The organism is Vibrio sp. LQ2, assembly GCF_023920125.1.
Lineage (GTDB): Bacteria > Pseudomonadota > Gammaproteobacteria > Enterobacterales > Vibrionaceae > Vibrio > Vibrio fluvialis.
The window spans coordinates 446,597-465,531 of the sequence record NZ_CP085308.1; the positions used below are offsets into that span (position 1 = coordinate 446,597).

At 53.4% G+C, this 18,935-nt stretch carries 16 protein-coding genes; 14 read left to right on the forward strand and 2 right to left on the reverse strand.

The genetic code is table 11. The features are described 5' to 3' along the window. Nucleotides 1-280: 280 nt before the first annotated feature. From LGV68_RS02225 to nirD, 9 genes are all read left to right on the forward strand, one after another. Nucleotides 281-2,896 carry a nitrate reductase gene (locus LGV68_RS02225; protein WP_252536160.1) on the forward strand — a complete coding sequence of 872 codons (2,616 nt, stop codon included), beginning with the start codon at nt 281-283 and terminating at the stop codon, nt 2,894-2,896. Nucleotides 2,897-2,912: 16 nt separating this feature from the next. Continuing rightward, on the forward strand, nt 2,913-3,818 hold the full coding sequence (gene cobA, locus LGV68_RS02230; protein WP_252536162.1) for a uroporphyrinogen-III C-methyltransferase: 906 nt from the start codon (nt 2,913-2,915) through the stop codon (nt 3,816-3,818). A gap of 8 nt (nt 3,819-3,826) precedes the next feature. Continuing rightward, nucleotides 3,827-4,780: a glycosyl transferase family protein gene (locus LGV68_RS02235; protein WP_252536164.1), complete on the forward strand. Its 954-nt coding sequence runs from the start codon at nt 3,827-3,829 to the stop codon at nt 4,778-4,780. Nucleotides 4,781-5,081: 301 nt separating this feature from the next. Next, nucleotides 5,082-5,666, forward strand: a complete 585-nt coding sequence (locus LGV68_RS02240; RefSeq protein ID WP_020330177.1) for an ANTAR domain-containing protein — start codon at nt 5,082-5,084, stop codon at nt 5,664-5,666. Nucleotides 5,667-6,032: 366 nt separating this feature from the next. Continuing rightward, on the forward strand, nt 6,033-7,376 hold the full coding sequence (locus LGV68_RS02245) for a CmpA/NrtA family ABC transporter substrate-binding protein (RefSeq protein WP_252536721.1): 1,344 nt from the start codon (nt 6,033-6,035) through the stop codon (nt 7,374-7,376). Between the two features lie 91 nt (nt 7,377-7,467). Then, a complete protein-coding gene (locus tag LGV68_RS02250) occupies nt 7,468-8,436 on the forward strand; it encodes an ABC transporter permease (protein WP_020428773.1) in 969 nt (322 codons plus the stop codon). 12 nt (nt 8,437-8,448) lie between these two features. Continuing rightward, entirely contained in the window at nt 8,449-9,276 is an 828-nt protein-coding gene (locus LGV68_RS02255; protein WP_222752504.1) for an ABC transporter ATP-binding protein, read from the forward strand. A gap of 14 nt (nt 9,277-9,290) precedes the next feature. Beyond that, complete coding sequence (gene nirB, locus LGV68_RS02260; protein ID WP_252536723.1) at nt 9,291-11,777, forward strand: nitrite reductase large subunit NirB; 2,487 nt, start codon at nt 9,291-9,293, stop codon at nt 11,775-11,777. Further along, complete coding sequence (gene nirD, locus LGV68_RS02265) at nt 11,774-12,115, forward strand: nitrite reductase small subunit NirD (protein WP_252536166.1); 342 nt, start codon at nt 11,774-11,776, stop codon at nt 12,113-12,115. Before nirB ends, nirD begins: the two co-directional genes overlap by 4 nt. Before the next feature lie 118 nt (nt 12,116-12,233). Here nirD and bioA read toward each other — a convergent pair whose 3' ends face one another. After that, on the reverse strand, nt 12,234-13,523 hold the full coding sequence (gene bioA, locus LGV68_RS02270; RefSeq protein ID WP_252536168.1) for an adenosylmethionine--8-amino-7-oxononanoate transaminase: 1,290 nt from the start codon (nt 13,521-13,523) through the stop codon (nt 12,234-12,236). Between the two features lie 209 nt (nt 13,524-13,732). On the opposite strand from bioA, the gene bioB reads away from it, so the two are divergent. The 4 genes from bioB to bioD are packed head-to-tail and all read left to right on the forward strand — an operon-like array spanning nt 13,733 to nt 17,414. Further along, nucleotides 13,733-14,785: a biotin synthase BioB gene (gene bioB, locus LGV68_RS02275; protein ID WP_004725339.1), complete on the forward strand. Its 1,053-nt coding sequence runs from the start codon at nt 13,733-13,735 to the stop codon at nt 14,783-14,785. Continuing rightward, nucleotides 14,772-15,926 carry an 8-amino-7-oxononanoate synthase gene (bioF, locus tag LGV68_RS02280; protein WP_252536170.1) on the forward strand — a complete coding sequence of 385 codons (1,155 nt, stop codon included), beginning with the start codon at nt 14,772-14,774 and terminating at the stop codon, nt 15,924-15,926. The genes bioB and bioF overlap by 14 nt, the downstream gene beginning before the upstream one ends. After that, nucleotides 15,919-16,722 (forward strand): malonyl-ACP O-methyltransferase BioC, encoded by an 804-nt coding sequence (gene bioC / locus LGV68_RS02285; protein ID WP_100267303.1) that lies wholly within the window; start codon nt 15,919-15,921, stop codon nt 16,720-16,722. The genes bioF and bioC overlap by 8 nt, the downstream gene beginning before the upstream one ends. Further along, the gene (bioD, locus tag LGV68_RS02290; RefSeq protein WP_020330187.1) at nt 16,719-17,414 is read left to right on the forward strand and encodes a dethiobiotin synthase; all 696 of its coding nucleotides are present in this window, start codon (nt 16,719-16,721) and stop codon (nt 17,412-17,414) included. The genes bioC and bioD overlap by 4 nt, the downstream gene beginning before the upstream one ends. Nucleotides 17,415-17,470: 56 nt before the next feature. Here the strand turns inward: bioD and LGV68_RS02295 are convergent, their stop codons facing one another. Continuing rightward, on the reverse strand, nt 17,471-17,638 hold the full coding sequence (locus tag LGV68_RS02295; RefSeq protein WP_020330188.1) for a hypothetical protein: 168 nt from the start codon (nt 17,636-17,638) through the stop codon (nt 17,471-17,473). Nucleotides 17,639-17,908: 270 nt separating this feature from the next. Here LGV68_RS02295 and htpX point away from each other — a divergent pair, with 270 nt between their 5' ends. Beyond that, nucleotides 17,909-18,772, forward strand: a complete 864-nt coding sequence (gene htpX, locus LGV68_RS02300) for a protease HtpX (protein ID WP_020330189.1) — start codon at nt 17,909-17,911, stop codon at nt 18,770-18,772. Nucleotides 18,773-18,935 lie beyond the last annotated feature (163 nt).

The window sequence follows — 18,935 nt, forward strand, 5'->3', positions numbered from 1 at the left end:
TCTAGACGTCTAAATGGCTGGTCAAGGTTTGTCCGTTGTTGTCAAACCTGTGGTTAGTTGGTTGCTAGAATTGGTGTTGAATTTCAGGGCAGTCTGCACTTCACTGGTGCAACGAAAACAGACGTATGTTGCTAACTTATTGAAAAATAAAAGCGCAAAAGTTGGTATAAGGTTTGCTCTGTCTATATCGATTAAAGATATTTGTTAATACCTAGGCAAAGGCGCCTTACTTCTCGGAAGTAAGGCGCTTTTTATTTGCCTTGAGCACAAGGAAGTGATGATGACTCAAGCCAATATTCTCACAACGTGTCCATACTGTGGCGTCGGGTGTGGCGTGTCAGCCAACCGCGAGACGATCGTTGGGGACAAAACACACCCGGCGAATCAGGGCGCGCTGTGTGTCAAAGGTTCTGCATTAGCTGAAAGCCTCAATATGCCCAGTCGTTTGCTGTATCCCAAACTCAGAGGCCAAGAAATCCAGTGGGATGCGGCAATTGACGATATTGCCACTCGCATTCATCAGGCAATTGAGCAGCACGGACCGGATTCGGTGGCGATGTATGTCTCAGGTCAGATCCTGACTGAGGATTACTACGTCGCCAACAAGCTGATGAAAGGCTACGTTGGCAGCGCCAACATCGATACCAACTCCCGTCTGTGCATGTCGTCGGCGGTGGCCGCGCATGTTCGCGCTTTTGGCGAAGATGTGGTTCCCGTTAATTACAATGACATCGATCAAACGGACCTACTGGTGCTGGTGGGCGCCAACACGGCCTGGACGCATCCGGTGCTGTTTCGTCGTATTCAGCAGGCCCGTGAACGTAACTCCAGACTCAAGCTGGTGGTGATTGACCCGCGGCGCACCGTTACCGCTGAGCAGGCTGATTTGCATCTGGCGATCGCAAATGATGGTGATGTCTTGCTGTATAATGGCCTGCTGCGTTTTATGAAAGACAGCGGTACGCTTAACCAGACGTATATTGACGAGCACACGCAGGGTTTTGAGGCGTTATTAACGGAAATTTCCGATGAGCGTTACCAGCTCAGTCATGTCAGCCGAGCGCTGGATGTTGACGAAGAGGCGCTGCGCACGTTTTACCGCTGGTTTGCTTCCAGCCCGACGGCGTTGACGCTGTTTTGCCAAGGCGTGAACCAGTCTGTATCGGGGGTGGATAAAGGCAACGCTATCATCAATGCACATCTGGCGAGCGGTAAAATCGGTCGCGAAGGCTGCGGGCCATTCTCGCTCACTGGTCAGCCCAATGCGATGGGCGGACGCGAAGTCGGCGGGCTGGCGAATCAACTCGCTGTGCACCGCGGTTTTGATGACATCGCCTGCCAGCAAGTACAGACGTTCTGGCAATCGCCAACCATCGCGGATAAACCGGGCTTGAAAGCGCTGGATCTGTTTGATGCCGTCGAAGCTGGTCAAATTAAGGTGCTGTGGATCATGGCTACCAACCCGGTTGTCTCGTTGCCAGACAGCGACCGTATCCGTAGAGCTTTGAAACACTGCGACTTTGTGATTGTTTCAGATATTACCGCCAGCAGCGATGTCGCCGAGTATGCTGATTTGTTGCTGCCTGCGGCGGGTTGGGGTGAAAAACAGGGCATGGTCACCAACTCCGAGCGCCGTTTGTCGCGTCAGCGCGCCTTTCTTGCCGCGCCCGGAGAAGCCAAACCGGATTGGTGGGCGGTGAGCCAAGTCGGGAGTGCGTTATGTTCACGCCTGAACATCGCTGACGGGTTTGCGTTTCAAAGCGTAGCGGATGTGTTTCGCGAATACGCGGGGCTGACGGGCATCAACCGGGGTACGCCCTATCTGCTCGATCTGTCGATGTTTGCCACGATGAGTGACGATGAGTATGAGCGCTGGACGCCGGTGCAATGGCCGCTGACACGCAGTGCGCCATATCGCGACGGCCAGTTTTCAACGCCATCCGGACGTGCCAATTTTATCCCCGTTGAGCCTCATGAGGTGCCAAGCGGTGAGTGGTGGCTCAATACCGGGCGTCAGCGCGATCAATGGCACACCATGACCCGCACCGGACACATTGCCAAACTGGCAGCGGCAGAAGTCGAACCGACGCTCTACGTCAACAAACTTGCGGGCCAGTCGATTGGCCTCAAGGAAGGGGAAATCGCCGCGCTGCGCAGTGACAGCCAAACTCAGTGCGTGTTCGCGCGCGTGGCGTTTGATGAGGGGCTGAAAGGAAAGCAGCTATTTATGTCCATGCACTGGGCCGGGCGTTACAGCGCGCACTCTCAGGTCAATCGTGCCGTGCTGCGCGCGGCCGACCCCATCTCCGGTCAGCCTGCGTTTAAGTCGGCTCACGTGCATCTTGCGCCCGTCACCATGCAAAGTTACGGCCTGTATGTCGGCGCGTCCCGCACGCTACCAGAATGTGATTATGTCAGCTATCAGCAGGAAGAACGCCTTGGTGTGACGCGTTTTGCCTCACTAACGGAGCTGGGCAAAGGTCAGTTTGAATTGCTCAGCGGCGAGCAGGTGCTGCGTTGGGATCTGCCGCAAGGCTGGATGATGGTCATCGGGCGCGCAAAAGCTGATACACCTGCGATGGAAGTGACTGGCATCCTGATGGTCTCCGCCCAACCCGTCGAGCAGGAGTACACCGCGATGGTGGCGCTGATTGGCAAGCCATTGCAGCTGGGTTCTGTGCTCGCACTTGCCGGGGAAACCGTAACCAGCCAGTTGGTGTGCAGCTGCTTTCGCGTCACGGACAAACAGATTCAACACGCGATGGCGCAGGATGGCTGCGTGACGCTCAACCTGTTACAGAGCAAATTGAAGTGCGGCACGAACTGCGGTTCCTGCCTGCCGGAAGTCAACAAATTGCTGGCCAGCCGTTCTGTGCTGGTGATGGCGAAACCTTAATCTCAGGAGTCGAGCCATGAAAACCGATTCAACCCCACGATTTGCGCGCAGTCCCCGCTCTGACGCGACCTCCTTTACGGTGCATGACCGCTTCTATCAGAACAGCCCAAGCGCGCCGAAGACAAGCCAACCTGCTGGTCAAAAAGGCTTTGTGTTTCTGGTCGGCGCGGGGCCGAGCGATCCGGACTTACTCACCGTCAAAGCCGTGAAAGTCCTGCAACACGCTGATGTGGTGGTCTATGACCGCTTAGTCGGCCGCGATATTCTCGAACTCGCCAATCCCGATGCGCAGATGGTGTATGTGGGTAAACGTTGCGGACAGCCGAGTATGACACAGGAAGCCATCAGCGCGCTGCTGGTCGATTTCGCTCAGCAAGGTAAACAGGTAGTGCGGCTGAAAGGCGGCGATCCGTTCATCTTTGGTCGCGGTGGTGAAGAGGCGCTGGCGCTGGTCAAACATAACATTGCTTATCAAGTGGTACCGGGCATTACAGCCGCTATCGGTTGTGCGTCAAGCGCGTTGATTCCGCTGACACATCGAGAGGTCTCGCGCAGCGTGACGTTAATCACCGGCCAAGTCGTCACGGGTGCATTGCCTGCCTGGGCGGGTTTGGTGAGCAGCGGTCAGACGCTGGTGTTCTACATGGGGCTGGAAAAAGCAGACGCGATTGAACAGGGTTTAATGTCCGCGGGTCTCAGTGGTTCAACGCCGGTTGCTGTGGTCGGCCAAGGCTGTTCTGAGCAGCAAACGGTCGTGACCTTTGAGCTCAATCAGCTCACACAAACAGCAAATGCACTCAAAGGTCTCAGTCCGGCATTGATCATTATGGGAGACGTGGTAAAACTTCGGGAGCAACTGATGCAAACGGCGCACGCGGTGACCCAGTCACATTCGCAACCTGCACGCGCCCCGGCTTATTAAGAGGACTCATGAGCACAATTCTGGACTGTATTCGTACTGTCGGCCGCGGTGAGCGCGGCCGCAAACCGCTCAGTTTTGAGCAGGCATTTCAGGTGATGGATGACTACCTGAACGGAGACGTGGGCGATGATCAGATGGCGATGCTGCTGATGCTGATCCGAGTGCAAAACGAAACCAATGCTGAGATCGCCGGATTTGTGAAAGCGTTTCAGTCCCGAGTGCCGAGTATTGGCGCGGAGATTGACTGGCCGTGTTACGCCGGAAAACGTGCCGCGGCGGGTAAACCCTGGCATCTGCTGGCCGCCAAAATCATGGCTGACAACGGACACAAAGTACTGATGCACGGCTACAACGACAAACCGGCGTCACGTGAGCATGCAGAAGCTTATTTGGTCGCGTGTGAGGTTCCGCTTGCCAAGGATGCAGAGCAGGCCAAAGCGCTGCTGCAACAAGGCAACATTGCGTATCTGCCGCTGCGTCATTTTGCACCGCAAGCCGAGGTGATGATTGGCTGGAAAAACCGCTACGGCCTGCGCACGCCGATCAACACGGTAGTGCGGGCGCTGAATCCTGGCGGCGGTGAAATTGGCCTGCGAGGCAGTTTCCATCCTGGTTTTCAGCAACTGCACGCAGAAGTTGAGCACGTGATTGGCAAAACCGCCCATGCGGTTATCTCATTTAAAGGCCAGTCCGGTGAGTCGGAGTACAACCCGAAGGTGAGCCAGACGGTGTGGCTCAGCCAGACCGATGGCGTGCACTCTTACTATTGGCCTGAGCAGTTTGTCTCAGACATCGCGCTGCCTAACACTTGCCCACTGGGTACACCGCAAGAAGAGTGGGTCCAGATGGCGAACAGTGTCGTTGCGACCATGACCGCTGTCCTGTTTGCGAAGACGCTCGATCGCGATACCGCGATGGCGACGGCCTTTCGCTATTGGCAAGCCTATGTCGACACGCACTGATTTACCCCCGCGTTTTTCTCCTCTGCCACATCAAATGGCGGATTGACGCAACCAAGTCATTCAACTATCACATCGTGAAGTTAACGTGCGTCGCTGCTCCTGAGCGCTTCTCTGTAACAAGAGGGCGCCGGGAAGGTCGTGAGCACTTTTGGGTGTACCGATCAATCTAGCCCTAAAGAGTTATAAATTGTCAGATATTAACTTTATATTATTGTTATTATTGAACTAAATTTCGCACCTTCAACATGGCGCACTCCTTGCAGTTTCATTCCATAGAGTTTGAACACAACAAGGAATGGCTATGTCTCTCTCTCACTCTTCTCAATCCATTGTGGTGTGCTGTGACAGCGTCAGCGATCAGGCCGGGATCAGTGCCAAACTTGCGTTGCACTACGACCAGATCCTGCTCTGCCAACTGGCTCAGTTGGAGCGCATGATCGACAAAGAATCTTCACCCACCGTGGTGGTGTCGTGGCGTCAACCGAGTGCAGAGCTGCGGCTCATTGTTGAGTTTTGTTCCCAGCGCAAGGTGCCGCTTCTGGTGATTCTTAAACAGCTTCAGGTGAACGATATCAATCGCTTACCGCAACATCACGATTTCGTTTTGTTGCCTTTTGACTCGGCGTTTGAGCTCAAGCCCTGGATTGATTATGCCAAGCAGGTGCGTGAGACCAGTATGGCGATGGCGCAGGAAATCGAGTCGTTGACGCAAAAACTGGAAGAGCGTAAATGGGTCGAAAAGGCCAAAGGGATACTGATGCGTCTGCATGGTTTGGATGAAGATAAAGCGTATCGCGCACTGCGCAGTAGCGCGATGCAATCGAGCCTGTCACTGGCGCAGGTGGCGAAGAACGTGATTCACACTATGGAAGGTCTGGGTGTTTGATAATACTTTGGGGTTAGGCGGAATTCTTATCACTGGTGCACTTTGCACATAAACAAAGCACGAAAACAGTAAATATCTCAGAAGTTCAACTTAACCTATTGATAAATAATAACTATAAAAACTGGCATGTAACTTGGATTGTCATCTTCAGTAACGGAAATGACGTACATCCGACAATTTGGAATAAGCCGCAAGGCTGCTGACCCACATCATCAACGGCGGTGATGACGGAAATAGCAAAGGCGCTACTGCTCTGAGAAGCAGTAGCGCCTTTTTTGTGGCTTTTTGAATCAAGCAAGTTTTGGAATCAGACAGGATTTGTAATCAAGGAAAGGGAGTATTGCGATGCAATCGAAAACACCATGGATGCGCAGCTTACTGTTGAGCGCTTCACTGCTGAGCGCCGGAGCCTATGCTCAGGTGGGTGAGCCAGAGTTGGAAGATTTGAAGTTCGGCTTTATCAAACTGACGGATATGGCACCACTTGCCGTCGCTTATGAAAAAGGCTTTTTTGAAGACGAAGGACTGTACGTCACGCTCGAAGCACAGGCGAACTGGAAAGTGCTGCTTGATCGCGTGATTGATGGCGAACTGGATGGCGCGCATATGCTGGCGGGCCAGCCGCTGGGTGCGACGATTGGTATCGGCACCAAAGCAGAAGTCATCACGGCGTTCAGTATGGATCTTAACGGCAACGCCATCACCGTTTCCAATGATACCTGGGAGCAGATGAAGCCGTTTTTGAGCAAAGAGAGCGACGGCAAAATCGTTCACCCCATTAAAGCGGATGCTCTGAAACCTGTGGTGCAGCAATATCGCGACCAAGGCAAACCTTTCAACATGGGTATGGTGTTTCCGGTCTCGACGCACAACTACGAGCTGCGTTACTGGCTGGCGGCAGGCGGTATCAATCCGGGTTACTACGCACCGCAATCGGGGGACAACAGCGGCCAGTTGAAAGCCGACGTCCTGCTCAGCGTCACTCCGCCACCACAAATGCCAGCGACTATGGAAGCGGGCACCATCAAAGGCTACTGCGTGGGTGAACCGTGGAACCAGCAGGCGGTGTTCAAAGGCATCGGTGTTCCGGTGGTCACGGATTACGAGATCTGGAAAAACAACCCGGAAAAAGTGTTTGGCGTATCAAAAGAGTGGGCGGAGAAATATCCGAATACGCACATTCGCGTGGTGAAAGCCTTGATTCGTGCAGCGCACTGGCTGGATGAAAACAACAATGCCAACCGCAGCGAAGCTGTCGCGATGCTGTCGAAAAGTCAGTATGTCGGTGCCGATAAGGAGGTGATCGCCAACTCCATGACAGGCACCTTTGAGTACGAAAAAGGTGACAAACGTGAGGTGCCGGATTTCAACGTGTTCTTCCGTCATAACGCAACCTATCCGTACTACAGCGATGCGATTTGGTATCTGACTCAGATGCGCCGCTGGGGCCAGATTGCGGATGCCAAATCGGACGACTGGTACATGAATATCGCCAAAGAGGTCTACCGTCCGGATATCTATCAGCAGGCGGCGGAATCTCTGATTGAAGACGGTGTGATGAGCGCGAAAGACTTTCCGGATTTCAACCATGAAGACGGTTTCCGCGCGCCACAGAAACACTTCATCGATGACATCGTCTACGACGGCCATCAACCGAACGCTTACCTCAACAAGTTCGCTATCGGTCTGAAGGGTAACGACAAAGTATAAAACACGGGGTCTGGTGCTTTGGGTCAATGCCACACGGCTGCACCAGACCTGCCTTCACAGGGACGAGACGCAATAGCGCAAGGAGTTTGCTATGTCGAGCAATGTAATTTCACTGATCCCCAGTCGCGAAAAAGTGGTCAGCCGCAGTAAAGTGATGCTGATGCCTCTGATTGGAATCCTTATCTTTCTGATGTTCTGGCACCTCGCCGCCAGACAGGTCGAAACGTCACTCGGTACGCTGCCAGGACCGGTGCAGACGTTCGCCCAGTTCAGCAACTTGGTTAATGAACATTTCAAAGAGCGAGAAAAAGAGCAGGCTTTTATTGAACGCCAGGAGAAGCGTAACGCTGCCAAATTGGCCAAAGACCCCAATGCAGATGTCCGCATTCGTCCGTACACCGGTAAACCGACATTCTTTGATCAGATCGGGACCAGCCTGGTCACGGTGGCGGCGGGGTTTGCGCTGGCGTCTTTGATTGCGATACCGCTCGGTATTGTACTGGGGCTCAACCACGGACTGTATCAGGCATTCAACCCCATCATTCAACTGCTGAAACCAGTATCGCCACTGGCTTGGCTACCGATTGTCACCATGGTGGTGAGTGCGACTTACGTCAGCGATGACCCGATGTTTGCCAAATCGTTCGTCAACTCGCTGTTTACCGTGGCGCTGTGCAGCTTGTGGCCCACGCTGATCAATACCGCGGTTGGCGTCACCAGTGTGGATAAAGACCTGATTAACGTGAGCAAGGTGCTGCGCCTGTCGTGGTGGCAACATATTCGCACCATCGTGTTGCCCTCAGCGATTCCGATGATCTTCACCGGGCTGCGGTTGTCGCTCGGGATTGCCTGGATGGTGCTGATTGCCGCAGAGATGCTGGCGCAGAACCCGGGTCTCGGCAAGTTTGTGTGGGATGAATTCCAGAATGGCAGCTCTGCGTCGCTGGGGCGAATTATGGTGGCGGTGATTGCGATTGGCTTTATCGGGCTACTGTTGGATCGCGGCATGCTGCAACTGCAAAAACATCTGTCTTGGAACAAACAGCAAGCGCTGCGTTAAGGAGAACGGCCTATGTCCAAAGCATTTTTAGATTTAACCCAACTCGGCATGCGCTTTCCCACGCCACAAGGTGAGTTTGTCGCGCTGAAAAACGTCGACCTGCAGATCCAAAAAGGCGAGTTCATCTCACTGATTGGCCACTCAGGTTGCGGCAAGTCAACCGTTCTTAACCTGGTCGCGGGCCTTTACATGCCCACCGACGGCGGAGTGATTGTGGATGGACGCGAAGTCGACGGCCCTGGGCCAGAGCGCGCGGTGGTATTTCAGAACCATTCGCTGCTGCCGTGGCTGACGGTGTACCAAAACGTTGAGCTGGCGGTAAAACAGGTCGCCAGAGGACAAAGCAAAGCCCAAATTAAACAGCAGGTTGAACATTATCTCGACCTGATCCAAATGGCGCACGCCTCGGATAAGAAGCCGGATGAGATCTCGGGTGGGATGAAGCAGCGCGTCGGTATTGCCCGCGCGCTGGCACTGCAACCGAAAGTGTTGTTGATGGATGAACCGTTCGGTGCACTCGACGCCTTAACCCGTGCTCGTTTGCAGGATGCGCTGATGGAGATTCAGGCCGAGCTGAATAACACCGTCATCATGATCACCCATGACGTGGACGAAGCGGTGCTGCTGTCGGACAAAATCGTCATGATGACCAACGGTCCGGCTGCGACGGTCGGCGAAGTGCTCAACATTGAACTGCCGCGCCCACGCAATCGCGTTCAACTGGCGGATGACCCGACGTATCAGAAATATCGTCAGTCGGTACTGCGCTTTTTGTATGAGAAACAATCGAAATCTGAAGGTCGTCAACCTGCTGCTGCAACGGTCGCCAAAACTGCATAAGGAAACGCAAAATGATGGAACATATTGTCATTATCGGCAACGGAATGGTCGGTCACCATCTGGTTGCTAAGCTGGTGGAAAAACAAGCCCACCTTGAAAAACGGATTACCGTGATTGGCGAGGAGCGTTTTATCGCTTACGACCGCGTACAACTGTCGTCGCTGTTCTCCGGTAAATCGCATGATGATCTGATGCTGAGCAGCGAAGAGTGGTATCAAAAACACGGGATCAATCTGATCCTGGGTAGCCAGGTCACGGCCATTAACCGAGTGCAGAAAAGCATTATTCTGGATGACGAAGATGTGCTGGGTTACGACTCCCTCGTGCTGGCAACCGGTTCTTATCCGTTTGTGCCACCCGTGCCGGGTTCAGAGCGTGACAACGTCTTTGTCTACCGTACTTTGGACGACCTGTCTGCGATTCGCAATGCGTGTGAACATGCTCGCACGGGGGCAGTGATCGGGGGTGGTCTGCTGGGATTAGAAGCGGCCAACGCGCTGCGTCTGCTGGGATTAGAAACGCATGTGATCGAATTCGCGCCGCGACTCATGCCGGTTCAGCTCGATGATGGTGCGGGTGGTGTGCTGAAACAGAAAATTGAGCAGCTAGGCCTGACGGTGCATACCTCAACGGGTACTGAGCGCATCATTGACGGCGAAAGCGCCAAGCATCGCATGGTATTCAAAGATGCAGAGCCGCTGGAAGTGGACGTGATTGTGTTTTCTGCCGGCATTCGCCCGCAGGATGCGTTGGCGCGTCAGTCCGGTTTAGCGGTGGGCGAACGTGGCGGCGTTGTCATTTCCGACAGTTGCCAAACCAGCGATGAGAACATCTACGCCATTGGCGAATGTGCCCTGTGGCAACAACGGATTTTTGGCCTGGTGGCACCGGGGTACGCGATGGCGCGCGCCGTGGCTGACCAGTTGATGGGACAGAGTGGCAGTTTCACGGGTGCGGACATGAGTACCAAACTCAAACTGTTGGGGGTGGATGTGGCCTCGATTGGTGACGCGCAGATGCAAACCGCGGGCGCGCTGGAACTGGTGTTGCAGGACACGGTACAGGGAACCTACAAAAAACTGATCGTCGATGCGAGTGGTACCCAATTACTCGGCGCGATTCTGGTGGGTGACAACAGCGACTACGATGCGTTGCTGCAGGCGTATCTCAACCAAACCGTGCTGCCTGATCATCCGGCGCACCTGTTGTTTGATACGTCGATGCTGAGCGGCGAAGTGTCGGACGACACCATGATCTGTTCGTGCCACAACGTCACCAAAGGCGCGCTGGTGGCTGCGATTCATGCTGGCGCGACCGAGCTCAATGAACTCAAATCCGTCACCAAAGCGGGCACGGGCTGTGGCGGCTGTTCCAGCATGGTAAAATCGGTGCTGGACGCTGAACTGGTGGCCATGGGCGTGGAAGTGACCAATCATATTTGTGAACACTTTGAATACTCCCGTCAGGAGCTGTTCCACATTTGCCAGGTTGAAGAAATCAAAGATTTCGACACCTTGCTGGAGAAACACGGCCACGGCTTGGGTTGTGATTTGTGTAAACCGACCGCGGCTTCGGTATTTGCCTCTTTGTGGAACGAGCACATTATGGAACCGAAGCTGAGTGCGCTGCAGGACTCTAACGATGCCTTTATGGCTAACCTGCAAAAAGACGGTTCCTATTCCGTGGTGCCACGCGTGCCGGGCGGTGAAATTACCCCGGACAAACTGATTGTGCTGGGGGAAGTGGCGAAGCAGTACGATCTGTACACCAAAATCACTGGTGGTCAGCGGGTCGACCTGTTCGGCGCGCAAATGGAGCAGCTTCCTGAGATCTGGCGCACCTTGATTAACGCCGGCTTTGAGACCGGCCATGCGTACGGTAAGTCGGTGCGAACGGTGAAATCGTGTGTCGGCTCAACCTGGTGCCGCTATGGGGTGGATGACTCGGTTGGGCTGGCGATTGAGCTGGAGAATCGCTACAAAGGTTTGCGCGCGCCGCACAAACTCAAGTTTGCCGTCTCGGGTTGTACACGCGAATGTGCTGAAGCGCAGAGCAAAGATATCGGTGTCATTGCGACCGAAAAGGGTTGGAACCTGTATGTGTGCGGTAATGGCGGTATGCGCCCCCGTCATGCCGACCTGCTGGCTTCTGACTTAACCAAATCGCAGCTTGTGACCTTGATTGATCGGGTGTTGATGTTCTATGTCCGCACTGCTGACAAGCTGCAACGCACATCGGTGTGGCTCGACAATCTGGAGGGCGGTCTGGATTATCTCAAACAGGTGGTGTTGGACGATTCGCTCGGACTGTGCGAGCAACTGGAAAGTCAGATGCAACGAGTGGTCGATACCTATCAATGTGAGTGGAAAAGCACGCTTGAAAATGAGGACAAACTGCGTAAGTTCCGTCCGTTCATTAATCACGAACAAGGCAGCGTGAGCCTGCCATATCAGCGCCTGCGTGGTCAGCGTATTCCGGTTAGCGAGGAGATATCATCATGAAACAACAAGTGTGTCATTTGAGCGAGCTGACGCCATTTCAAGGATGTGGCGCGTGGATTGGCGATCAACAAGCAGCGCTGTTCTATCTGCCCGGTGATGAGCCACACGTGTATGCGCTGCAACACTGGGATCCCATTGGCAAGGCCTATGTGATGGCTCGCGGTATCGTCGGCGATGTGAAAGGAGAACCGTGCGTTGCCTCGCCGCTCTACAAACAGCATTTCAGCTTACGAACAGGGCAGTGTGTTGAACAACCGGACGTAGCGCTTAAGACTTGGCGCGTGCTGGTGGAAGAGGGGCAGGTGTACGTGCTGCTAAGTGAAACGGCGCTCGCTTGACAAATCAAACAGTTAACTCAAAAACCTGGCCTCAGTCGCCAGGTTTTTGTTGTCTCCGTGAATGACGGGTTCTTTTCTCGAAAAACACCGCTCAAACGCGCCATTGAATCTGACTCAATCAGTCGGCATCACTCAAAAAACATTCCGGGGATTGGAGTGCCGCTTCCACCGCTTGAATCAGTTGATCCAGATGCTGTGGCTCACTGATAAATGGCGGCATCATGTAAATCAAGCGACCAAATGGACGAATCCACACGCCATGCTGCACAAACAGCGCCTGAATCACTTCCATGTTGACCGATTGATGCGTCTCAACCACACCAATTGCCCCGAGCCAGCGCGTCGCTTTGACTTGCGGGTAGCGATTGAGCAGCGGCAAACGCTCGGCAAAGCCCAACTCAATCTGCTTCACCTGTTGCTGCCAATGTTCTTCTTCAATCAGGCTCAGACTGGCCGAGGCGACCGCACACGCCAGCGGGTTGCCCATAAAGGTTGGACCATGCATAAAACAGCCTGCTTCGCCGCCGCAGACCGTATCAGCGACTTCCTTGGTGGTCAGTGTGGCCGATAAGGTCATGTAGCCGCTGGTGAGCGCTTTTCCGACACATAAAATGTCCGGCTGAATGTTCGCATGTTCACACGCAAACAATTTGCCGGTGCGACCAAAACCCGTGGCGATCTCATCGAGGATCAGCAGCACGCCAAACTCATCACACAGAGCGCGTACCTGACGCAAGAACTCCGGGTGGTAAATGCGCATGCCACCCGCACCCTGCACAATAGGCTCAAGAATGACGGCTGCGATCTGGCGATGATTCTCGGTGAGTTGATGGCGAAAATCTTCGATATCGCGCTCATCCCACTCTTCCCAGAAGCCGGTGTTGGGCGATTCAGCAAACAGATGCTCAGGCAGAAAACCTTTGTACAGCGTGTGCATTGAGTTATCCGGATCAGTGACCGACATCGCAGCAAAGGTATCCCCATGATAGCCGTGGCGCAGGGTGAGGAATTTCGGGCGCTGTTCGCCTTTGGCGTGCCAGTATTGCAGCGCCATTTTCAAACTCACTTCCACTGCCACGGAACCGGAATCGGCGAGAAATACATGTTTAAGATTATTCGGCACCAGAGAGAGCAAGCGCTGGCATACCTCAATGGCTGGCTGGTGGGTGATGCCACCAAACATGACGTGAGACATCTTATCGATCTGCTGATGAGCCGCGGCATTGAGACGGGGATGATTGTATCCGTGAATGGCTGACCACCAGGAGGACATGCCGTCGACCAGCGCTTTTCCATCTTCGAGATAGATGAAAACACCGTCAGCATGCGTGACCGGATAGCAGGTCAGAGGTGTTAGGGTTGAGGTGTAGGGATGCCAGATGTGCTGGCGATCGAAGGCTAAATCCATGACAATTCCGCAATAAAAATTAGGTTATAAAATAATCAATTGTAAACTATTGATCTTTCTTATTGTTGACAGTCTAACGTGTGTCAGTAGACTAGCCAAGCATAATCCCCATGCCACAGGGCGTTGCGGAGCATTGACGACTTTGGTTCGCCAGCCTGAAACACCCGGTCACTTGGGCATAAAACTAATAACACCAACAAGGATTACACGTGGAAATTCGTCATAACTGGACAGTGGCTGAAGTCAAAGCACTGCTTGAAAAACCGTTTATGGATCTGCTGTTCGACGCTCAACTCGTCCACCGCCAGCATCATCCGCACAACCATGTTCAGGTGAGCACATTACTCTCCATCAAAACCGGCGCGTGTCCGGAAGATTGCAAATACTGCCCGCAGAGCGCGCACTACCGCACCGATGTCGATAAAGAGCGTCTGATGGAAGTAGAACGCGTGCTGGATGCTGCGCAAAAAGCCAAAAGCTCAGGCTCAACCCGTTTCTGTATGGGCGCGGCGTGGAAAAACCCGAAAGCGCGCGACATGCCGCTGCTCAAAGAGATGATTTCCGGCGTGAAAGGCATGGGACTGGAAACCTGTATGACGCTGGGCATGTTGACCTCTGATCAGGCTCAAGAGCTGGCGGATGCGGGCCTCGATTACTACAACCATAACCTGGATACCTCGCCGGAGTTCTACGGCAACATCATCACCACGCGTACTTACCAGGATCGTCTCGATACGCTGTCCCATGTGCGTGATGCGGGCATGAAGATCTGTTCGGGCGGTATCATCGGCATGGGCGAGAGCACCAATGACCGCGCCGGCTTATTGGTGGAACTGGCGAACCTGTCTGTGCATCCGGAAAGCGTGCCCATCAACATGCTGGTGAAAGTCAAAGGCACGCCGCTGGAACAAGTGGATGATGTCGAACCGTTTGATTTTGTGCGCCTGATTGCCGTTGCGCGCATCATGATGCCGCAGTCGGCGGTGCGCCTGTCTGCGGGCCGTGAAAAGATGAATGAACAGATGCAAGCGCTGTGCTTTATGGCGGGTGCAAACTCAATTTTCTATGGCTGCAAACTGCTGACGACTCCCAACCCGGCGGAAGACAGCGACATGCTGCTGTTCAAAAAGCTAGGCATCAACAGCCAACAAGTGGCGCAAAAGCCCGATGAGATTACTGAAAACGAACTGCTGGATCGCGTGGTAGAACGCGTGGCCGCGCGTCCAACAGCGGATGACATGTTCTACGATGCCAGCCTTTAATTCGCGCATTCATCAAGCCCTTGCTGACCGCGAGCAGCAGGGGCTGCGTCGCTCGCTACAAGTGCTGGATCGCAGCAATCAAACGCTGCTGGCGCAACGCGGGCAGCGTTATGTCAATTTTTCCAGCAACGACTATCTGGGGCTGGCGAGCGATGCGGCCTTGGTTCATGCCTGGCAGCAGGGGCTCAGCCTGTATGGTTGCGGCAGTGGCGCGTCACCTTTGGTGACCGGCTTTAGCGAGGCGCACCAAACCTTAGAGCGCACCTTGTGTGAGTGGCTCGGGTTTGAACGCGCGGTGCTGTTTGGCTCTGGATTCAGTGCCAATCAAGCGCTGCTGTTTACCCTACTGCAAAAAGGCGATTTGCTGCTGCAAGATAAGCTCAATCACGCGTCGCTGATGGAAGCGGGCCTGTTGTCTTCGGCGCAGATGAAGCGTTTTCAGCACAACGATGTCGCTCATTTAACCCGTTTGCTGGATGAGCAGGTTGCCACGCTGGTGGTCACCGAAGGCGTGTTCAGCATGGATGGCGACCAAGCACCGCTGGCCGAGATTCAAGCCGCATTGGGTAGCAATGCCTGGCTCGCGGTGGATGATGCGCACGGCGTGGGCGTGTTGGGTGAGCGCGGCGCGGGCAGTTGTCAGGCGGCCGGAATCAAGCCGCAGGCGCTGGTTGTGACGTTTGGCAAAGCGTTTGGTTTGTCAGGCGCAGCGATTTTGTGCGACGCCGCGCTGGGGGATTACCTTACTCAGTTTGCTCGTCATCATGTCTATTCCACGGCGATGCCACCGGCGCAGGCGCATGCGTTAACGCACGCTGCCGGCATGATTCAAGGCGAGGCATGGCGGCGGGACAAACTGACCGAGCTGTCTGCGCTTTATCACGAATTGCTGCGCGATGTGCCGGGATTTGTCGCGACGCAAACGCCAATCAAACCGTTCGTGCTCGGTTCTGCGCAGCGTGCATTGCATGTCGCCAGCGCGATGCGTGAAGCGGGGTTATGGATGACGGCGATTCGCCCGCCCACGGTGCCAAGTGGCAGCGCGCGGCTGCGAATTACGCTGACTGCTCATCACACACCGCAACAAGTTCAGCAGATGGCCGACACCTTAAAGCAATGTGTGGAGGCGTCTCATGAGTGAAATGGCGCAAGCGTTGGGCGCAGTCGTCAGTGACAAAGCCGCGATAGCCCAAGCCTTTGGCAAAGCGGCGCAGAGTTATGATCGTCACGCGGCATTTCAACGCGATGTTGCCCAGCGTCTGCTGGCGAAATTGCCGGACAATTTAAGCGGCTGGCACATTCTCGATTTGGGTTGCGGTACCGGATATTGCTCGCAGGAGTTGCAACGCCGAGGCGCGCGGGTGACGTGCGTCGATCTGTCTCCGGCGATGTTAGCGCAGGCCAAGCAGCGCTGCGGAATCGACAACATGCGCTATATCGAAGCGGATGCCGAAGCACTGCCGTTTTCTGATGCAACATTTGACTGCGTATTTTCCAGCTTGGCACTGCAGTGGTGTGATGACTTATCACGACCACTTAAAGAGATTCGTCGCGTTTTAAAAGTCGGCGCAAGCGCTTATTTTTCAACACTTCTTGATGGTTCTTTGTTTGAATTGCAGCGATCATGGATGAAAATTGATGCACATCAACACGTCAATCATTTCATCACGCTCAATCAGGTAAAAATTGCGTTAGCGCAAGCTCAGTGCGAGAAACATCACATAGACTTACCCACGATAACGGTCTGGTATGACACGGCGTTCGCTTTAATGCGCGATCTCAAAGGGATTGGCGCGAATCATGTGAATGGTCGCTCGCAAGGGCTTACCAGCCGCCGAATGCTCGCACAGGTTGAGCAGGAATATCAGCTATATCGCAACCATCAAGGTCTTCTACCTGCAACGTATCAGGTTTGTTTAGGGGTTATACATCGATGATAGATGCTTTTTTTATTGCGGGTACGGACACCGATGTGGGCAAAACGGTCGCTTCTAAAGCGATCCTACAAGCATTAGCTGCCAAGGATTTGTCGACAATTGGTTACAAACCAGTTGCCGCGGGATGTGACAAAACCGAGCATGGTTTTCGTAACTCGGATGCACTGCACTTGTTGCAAGCGGCATCGAAGAAAATGGATTATGACGACATCAATCCATATGCATTGGAACTGCCAGCGTCACCGCACATTGCAGCCAAGCATGAAAATGTCACCATTGAATACAGCGTGCTGAGTGAAAAACTCGCTAAGCTGAAAGCCAATGCCGACATCGTTCTGGTTGAAGGTGCTGGTGGCTGGCGTGTGCCAGTTTCCGACACGGATTGCCTGTCGACTTGGGTTAAACAAGAAAAGTTGCCTGTTATTCTGGTGGTCGGCATTAAGCTAGGTTGTTTAAGTCACGCACAGTTGACCGTCGAAAGCATTCGCGCCGATGGTTTGAATGTGGTGGGGTGGGTCGCTAACCGAGTAAATCCGGGGACCGAGCATTACGCGGACATCATTGAGATTCTGGAAGCTCGCATTGGTGCGCCGAAGCTGGGTGAAATACCATACGTTCCGAGCGCTAAGCGCCGCGAACTCGGTAAGTATATTGATGTGACACCGCTCGTTGGTGAAGTCGTTACGGCTTAACAGAAGTTAAAAAGCAAAAGGGCTGCACACGTGCAGCCCTTTTTTCATTCTCGCGATTATTTCTCTTGGCCAATACCCATCAGAGATTGCTGAGTGTCCGCGATCTGTTTTTGAATCATTTGCTCTGAACTGATACCCAGTTGCTTCTTAGCTTCTTCTTCAGTTAAGCCTAAGTGACAGCAAAGTAAATCAATCGCCATTTGGTAGCTATGCGCTTCAGCCATGATGGTTTCCTTTGTTTTCAAGTTGAAATCCTTCGACCCATGGAATGTAGATGCTTTAAGTATTAGCCTCAATAAGACCAAAGTCTAAAACGCGACTCATCGGATCTCTTGTCCGATGGTCCATCTTTCCAGACATTAAATGTTTCAATTTACCGCTTAACCTTGAATATTAAATCTTAGACACTATGTATTAGAAAACCCTCGAAGCCTCTCAGCTACTGTGCTTAAAGGTTTTGAGATAACAAAAAAGATTCCGTTCGGAGAAAGGTAATGAAGCGAGTATTGTTATTCCTAGCAACCAACCTAGCCGTTGTGCTGGTGTTGAGCGTTGTTTTGAATATTGTGTATGCCGTCACAGGTATGCAGCCAGGCAGTTTGTCTGGTTTGCTGGTGATGGCTGCGGTGTTTGGTTTCGGCGGTGCATTCATTTCGCTTCTGATGTCGAAAGGAATGGCGCTGCGTTCAGTGGGCGGCGTTGTGATTGAAAACCCGCGCAATGAAATGGAACATTGGTTGATGCAAACCGTGAGCCGTCAGGCGCAACAGGCGGGCATCGGCATGCCAACGGTGGCAATTTATGAATCACCGGATATGAACGCGTTTGCGACGGGTGCGAAGCGTGATGATTCTCTGGTCGCGGTATCGACGGGTCTGCTTCATAACATGACGCGTGATGAAGCGGAAGCGGTGCTGGCGCACGAAGTCAGCCACATCGCAAACGGTGACATGGTCACGATGACGCTGATGCAAGGCGTGGTGAACACCTTCGTTATTTTCTTGTCGCGTTTTATCGCGAATCTGGTTGCTTCGCGTGATTCTGAAGACGGCGAAGGCAGCAACATGATGGTGTACTTTGGTGTATCGATGGTGCTGGAACTGGTATTCGGCTTCCTGGCAAGCTTCATCACCATGTGGTATAGCCGCAAGCGTGAGTTTCATGCCGATGCTGGCGCGGCGCAACTGGTCGGTAAACACAAGATGATTGCGGCGCTGGAACGTTTGAAAATGAGCTACGAACCACAACTGGAAGGTTCGATGATGGCGTTCGGTATCAATGGTAAACGCACCATGACTGAGCTGCTGATGAGCCACCCACCGCTCGATAAGCGAATTGCTGCACTGCGTAATTCGTAATGTGATTTTGATTAAAGCCAGCTTTCGAGCTGGCTTTTTTGTCTCTGCGATTTCTCTATCTCTTTCAAAGCGCGCGCTTTTTGTTGCTGCCGTTTCTGATCCATTTTGTACCTTCATGCGTAAACCTTTTTTACAAAAGTTATACAAAAAAAATTTTGTACAA

Bases quoted from the DNA above. Each gene is read 5' to 3' on its own strand.
- LGV68_RS02225 (WP_252536160.1), top strand. From the start codon at position 281: ATGACTCAAGCCAATATTCTCACAACGTGTCCATACTGTGGCGTCGGG.
- cobA (WP_252536162.1), top strand. From the start codon at position 2,913: ATGAAAACCGATTCAACCCCACGATTTGCGCGCAGTCCCCGCTCTGAC.
- LGV68_RS02235 (WP_252536164.1), top strand. From the start codon at position 3,827: ATGAGCACAATTCTGGACTGTATTCGTACTGTCGGCCGCGGTGAGCGC.
- LGV68_RS02240 (WP_020330177.1), top strand. From the start codon at position 5,082: ATGTCTCTCTCTCACTCTTCTCAATCCATTGTGGTGTGCTGTGACAGC.
- LGV68_RS02245 (WP_252536721.1), top strand. From the start codon at position 6,033: ATGCGCAGCTTACTGTTGAGCGCTTCACTGCTGAGCGCCGGAGCCTAT.
- LGV68_RS02250 (WP_020428773.1), top strand. From the start codon at position 7,468: ATGTCGAGCAATGTAATTTCACTGATCCCCAGTCGCGAAAAAGTGGTC.
- LGV68_RS02255 (WP_222752504.1), top strand. From the start codon at position 8,449: ATGTCCAAAGCATTTTTAGATTTAACCCAACTCGGCATGCGCTTTCCC.
- nirB (WP_252536723.1), top strand. From the start codon at position 9,291: ATGGAACATATTGTCATTATCGGCAACGGAATGGTCGGTCACCATCTG.
- nirD (WP_252536166.1), top strand. From the start codon at position 11,774: ATGAAACAACAAGTGTGTCATTTGAGCGAGCTGACGCCATTTCAAGGA.
- bioA (WP_252536168.1), bottom strand. From the start codon at position 13,523: ATGGATTTAGCCTTCGATCGCCAGCACATCTGGCATCCCTACACCTCA.
- bioF (WP_252536170.1), top strand. From the start codon at position 14,772: ATGCCAGCCTTTAATTCGCGCATTCATCAAGCCCTTGCTGACCGCGAG.
- bioC (WP_100267303.1), top strand. From the start codon at position 15,919: ATGAGTGAAATGGCGCAAGCGTTGGGCGCAGTCGTCAGTGACAAAGCC.
- bioD (WP_020330187.1), top strand. From the start codon at position 16,719: ATGATAGATGCTTTTTTTATTGCGGGTACGGACACCGATGTGGGCAAA.
- LGV68_RS02295 (WP_020330188.1), bottom strand. From the start codon at position 17,638: ATGGCTGAAGCGCATAGCTACCAAATGGCGATTGATTTACTTTGCTGT.
- htpX (WP_020330189.1), top strand. From the start codon at position 17,909: ATGAAGCGAGTATTGTTATTCCTAGCAACCAACCTAGCCGTTGTGCTG.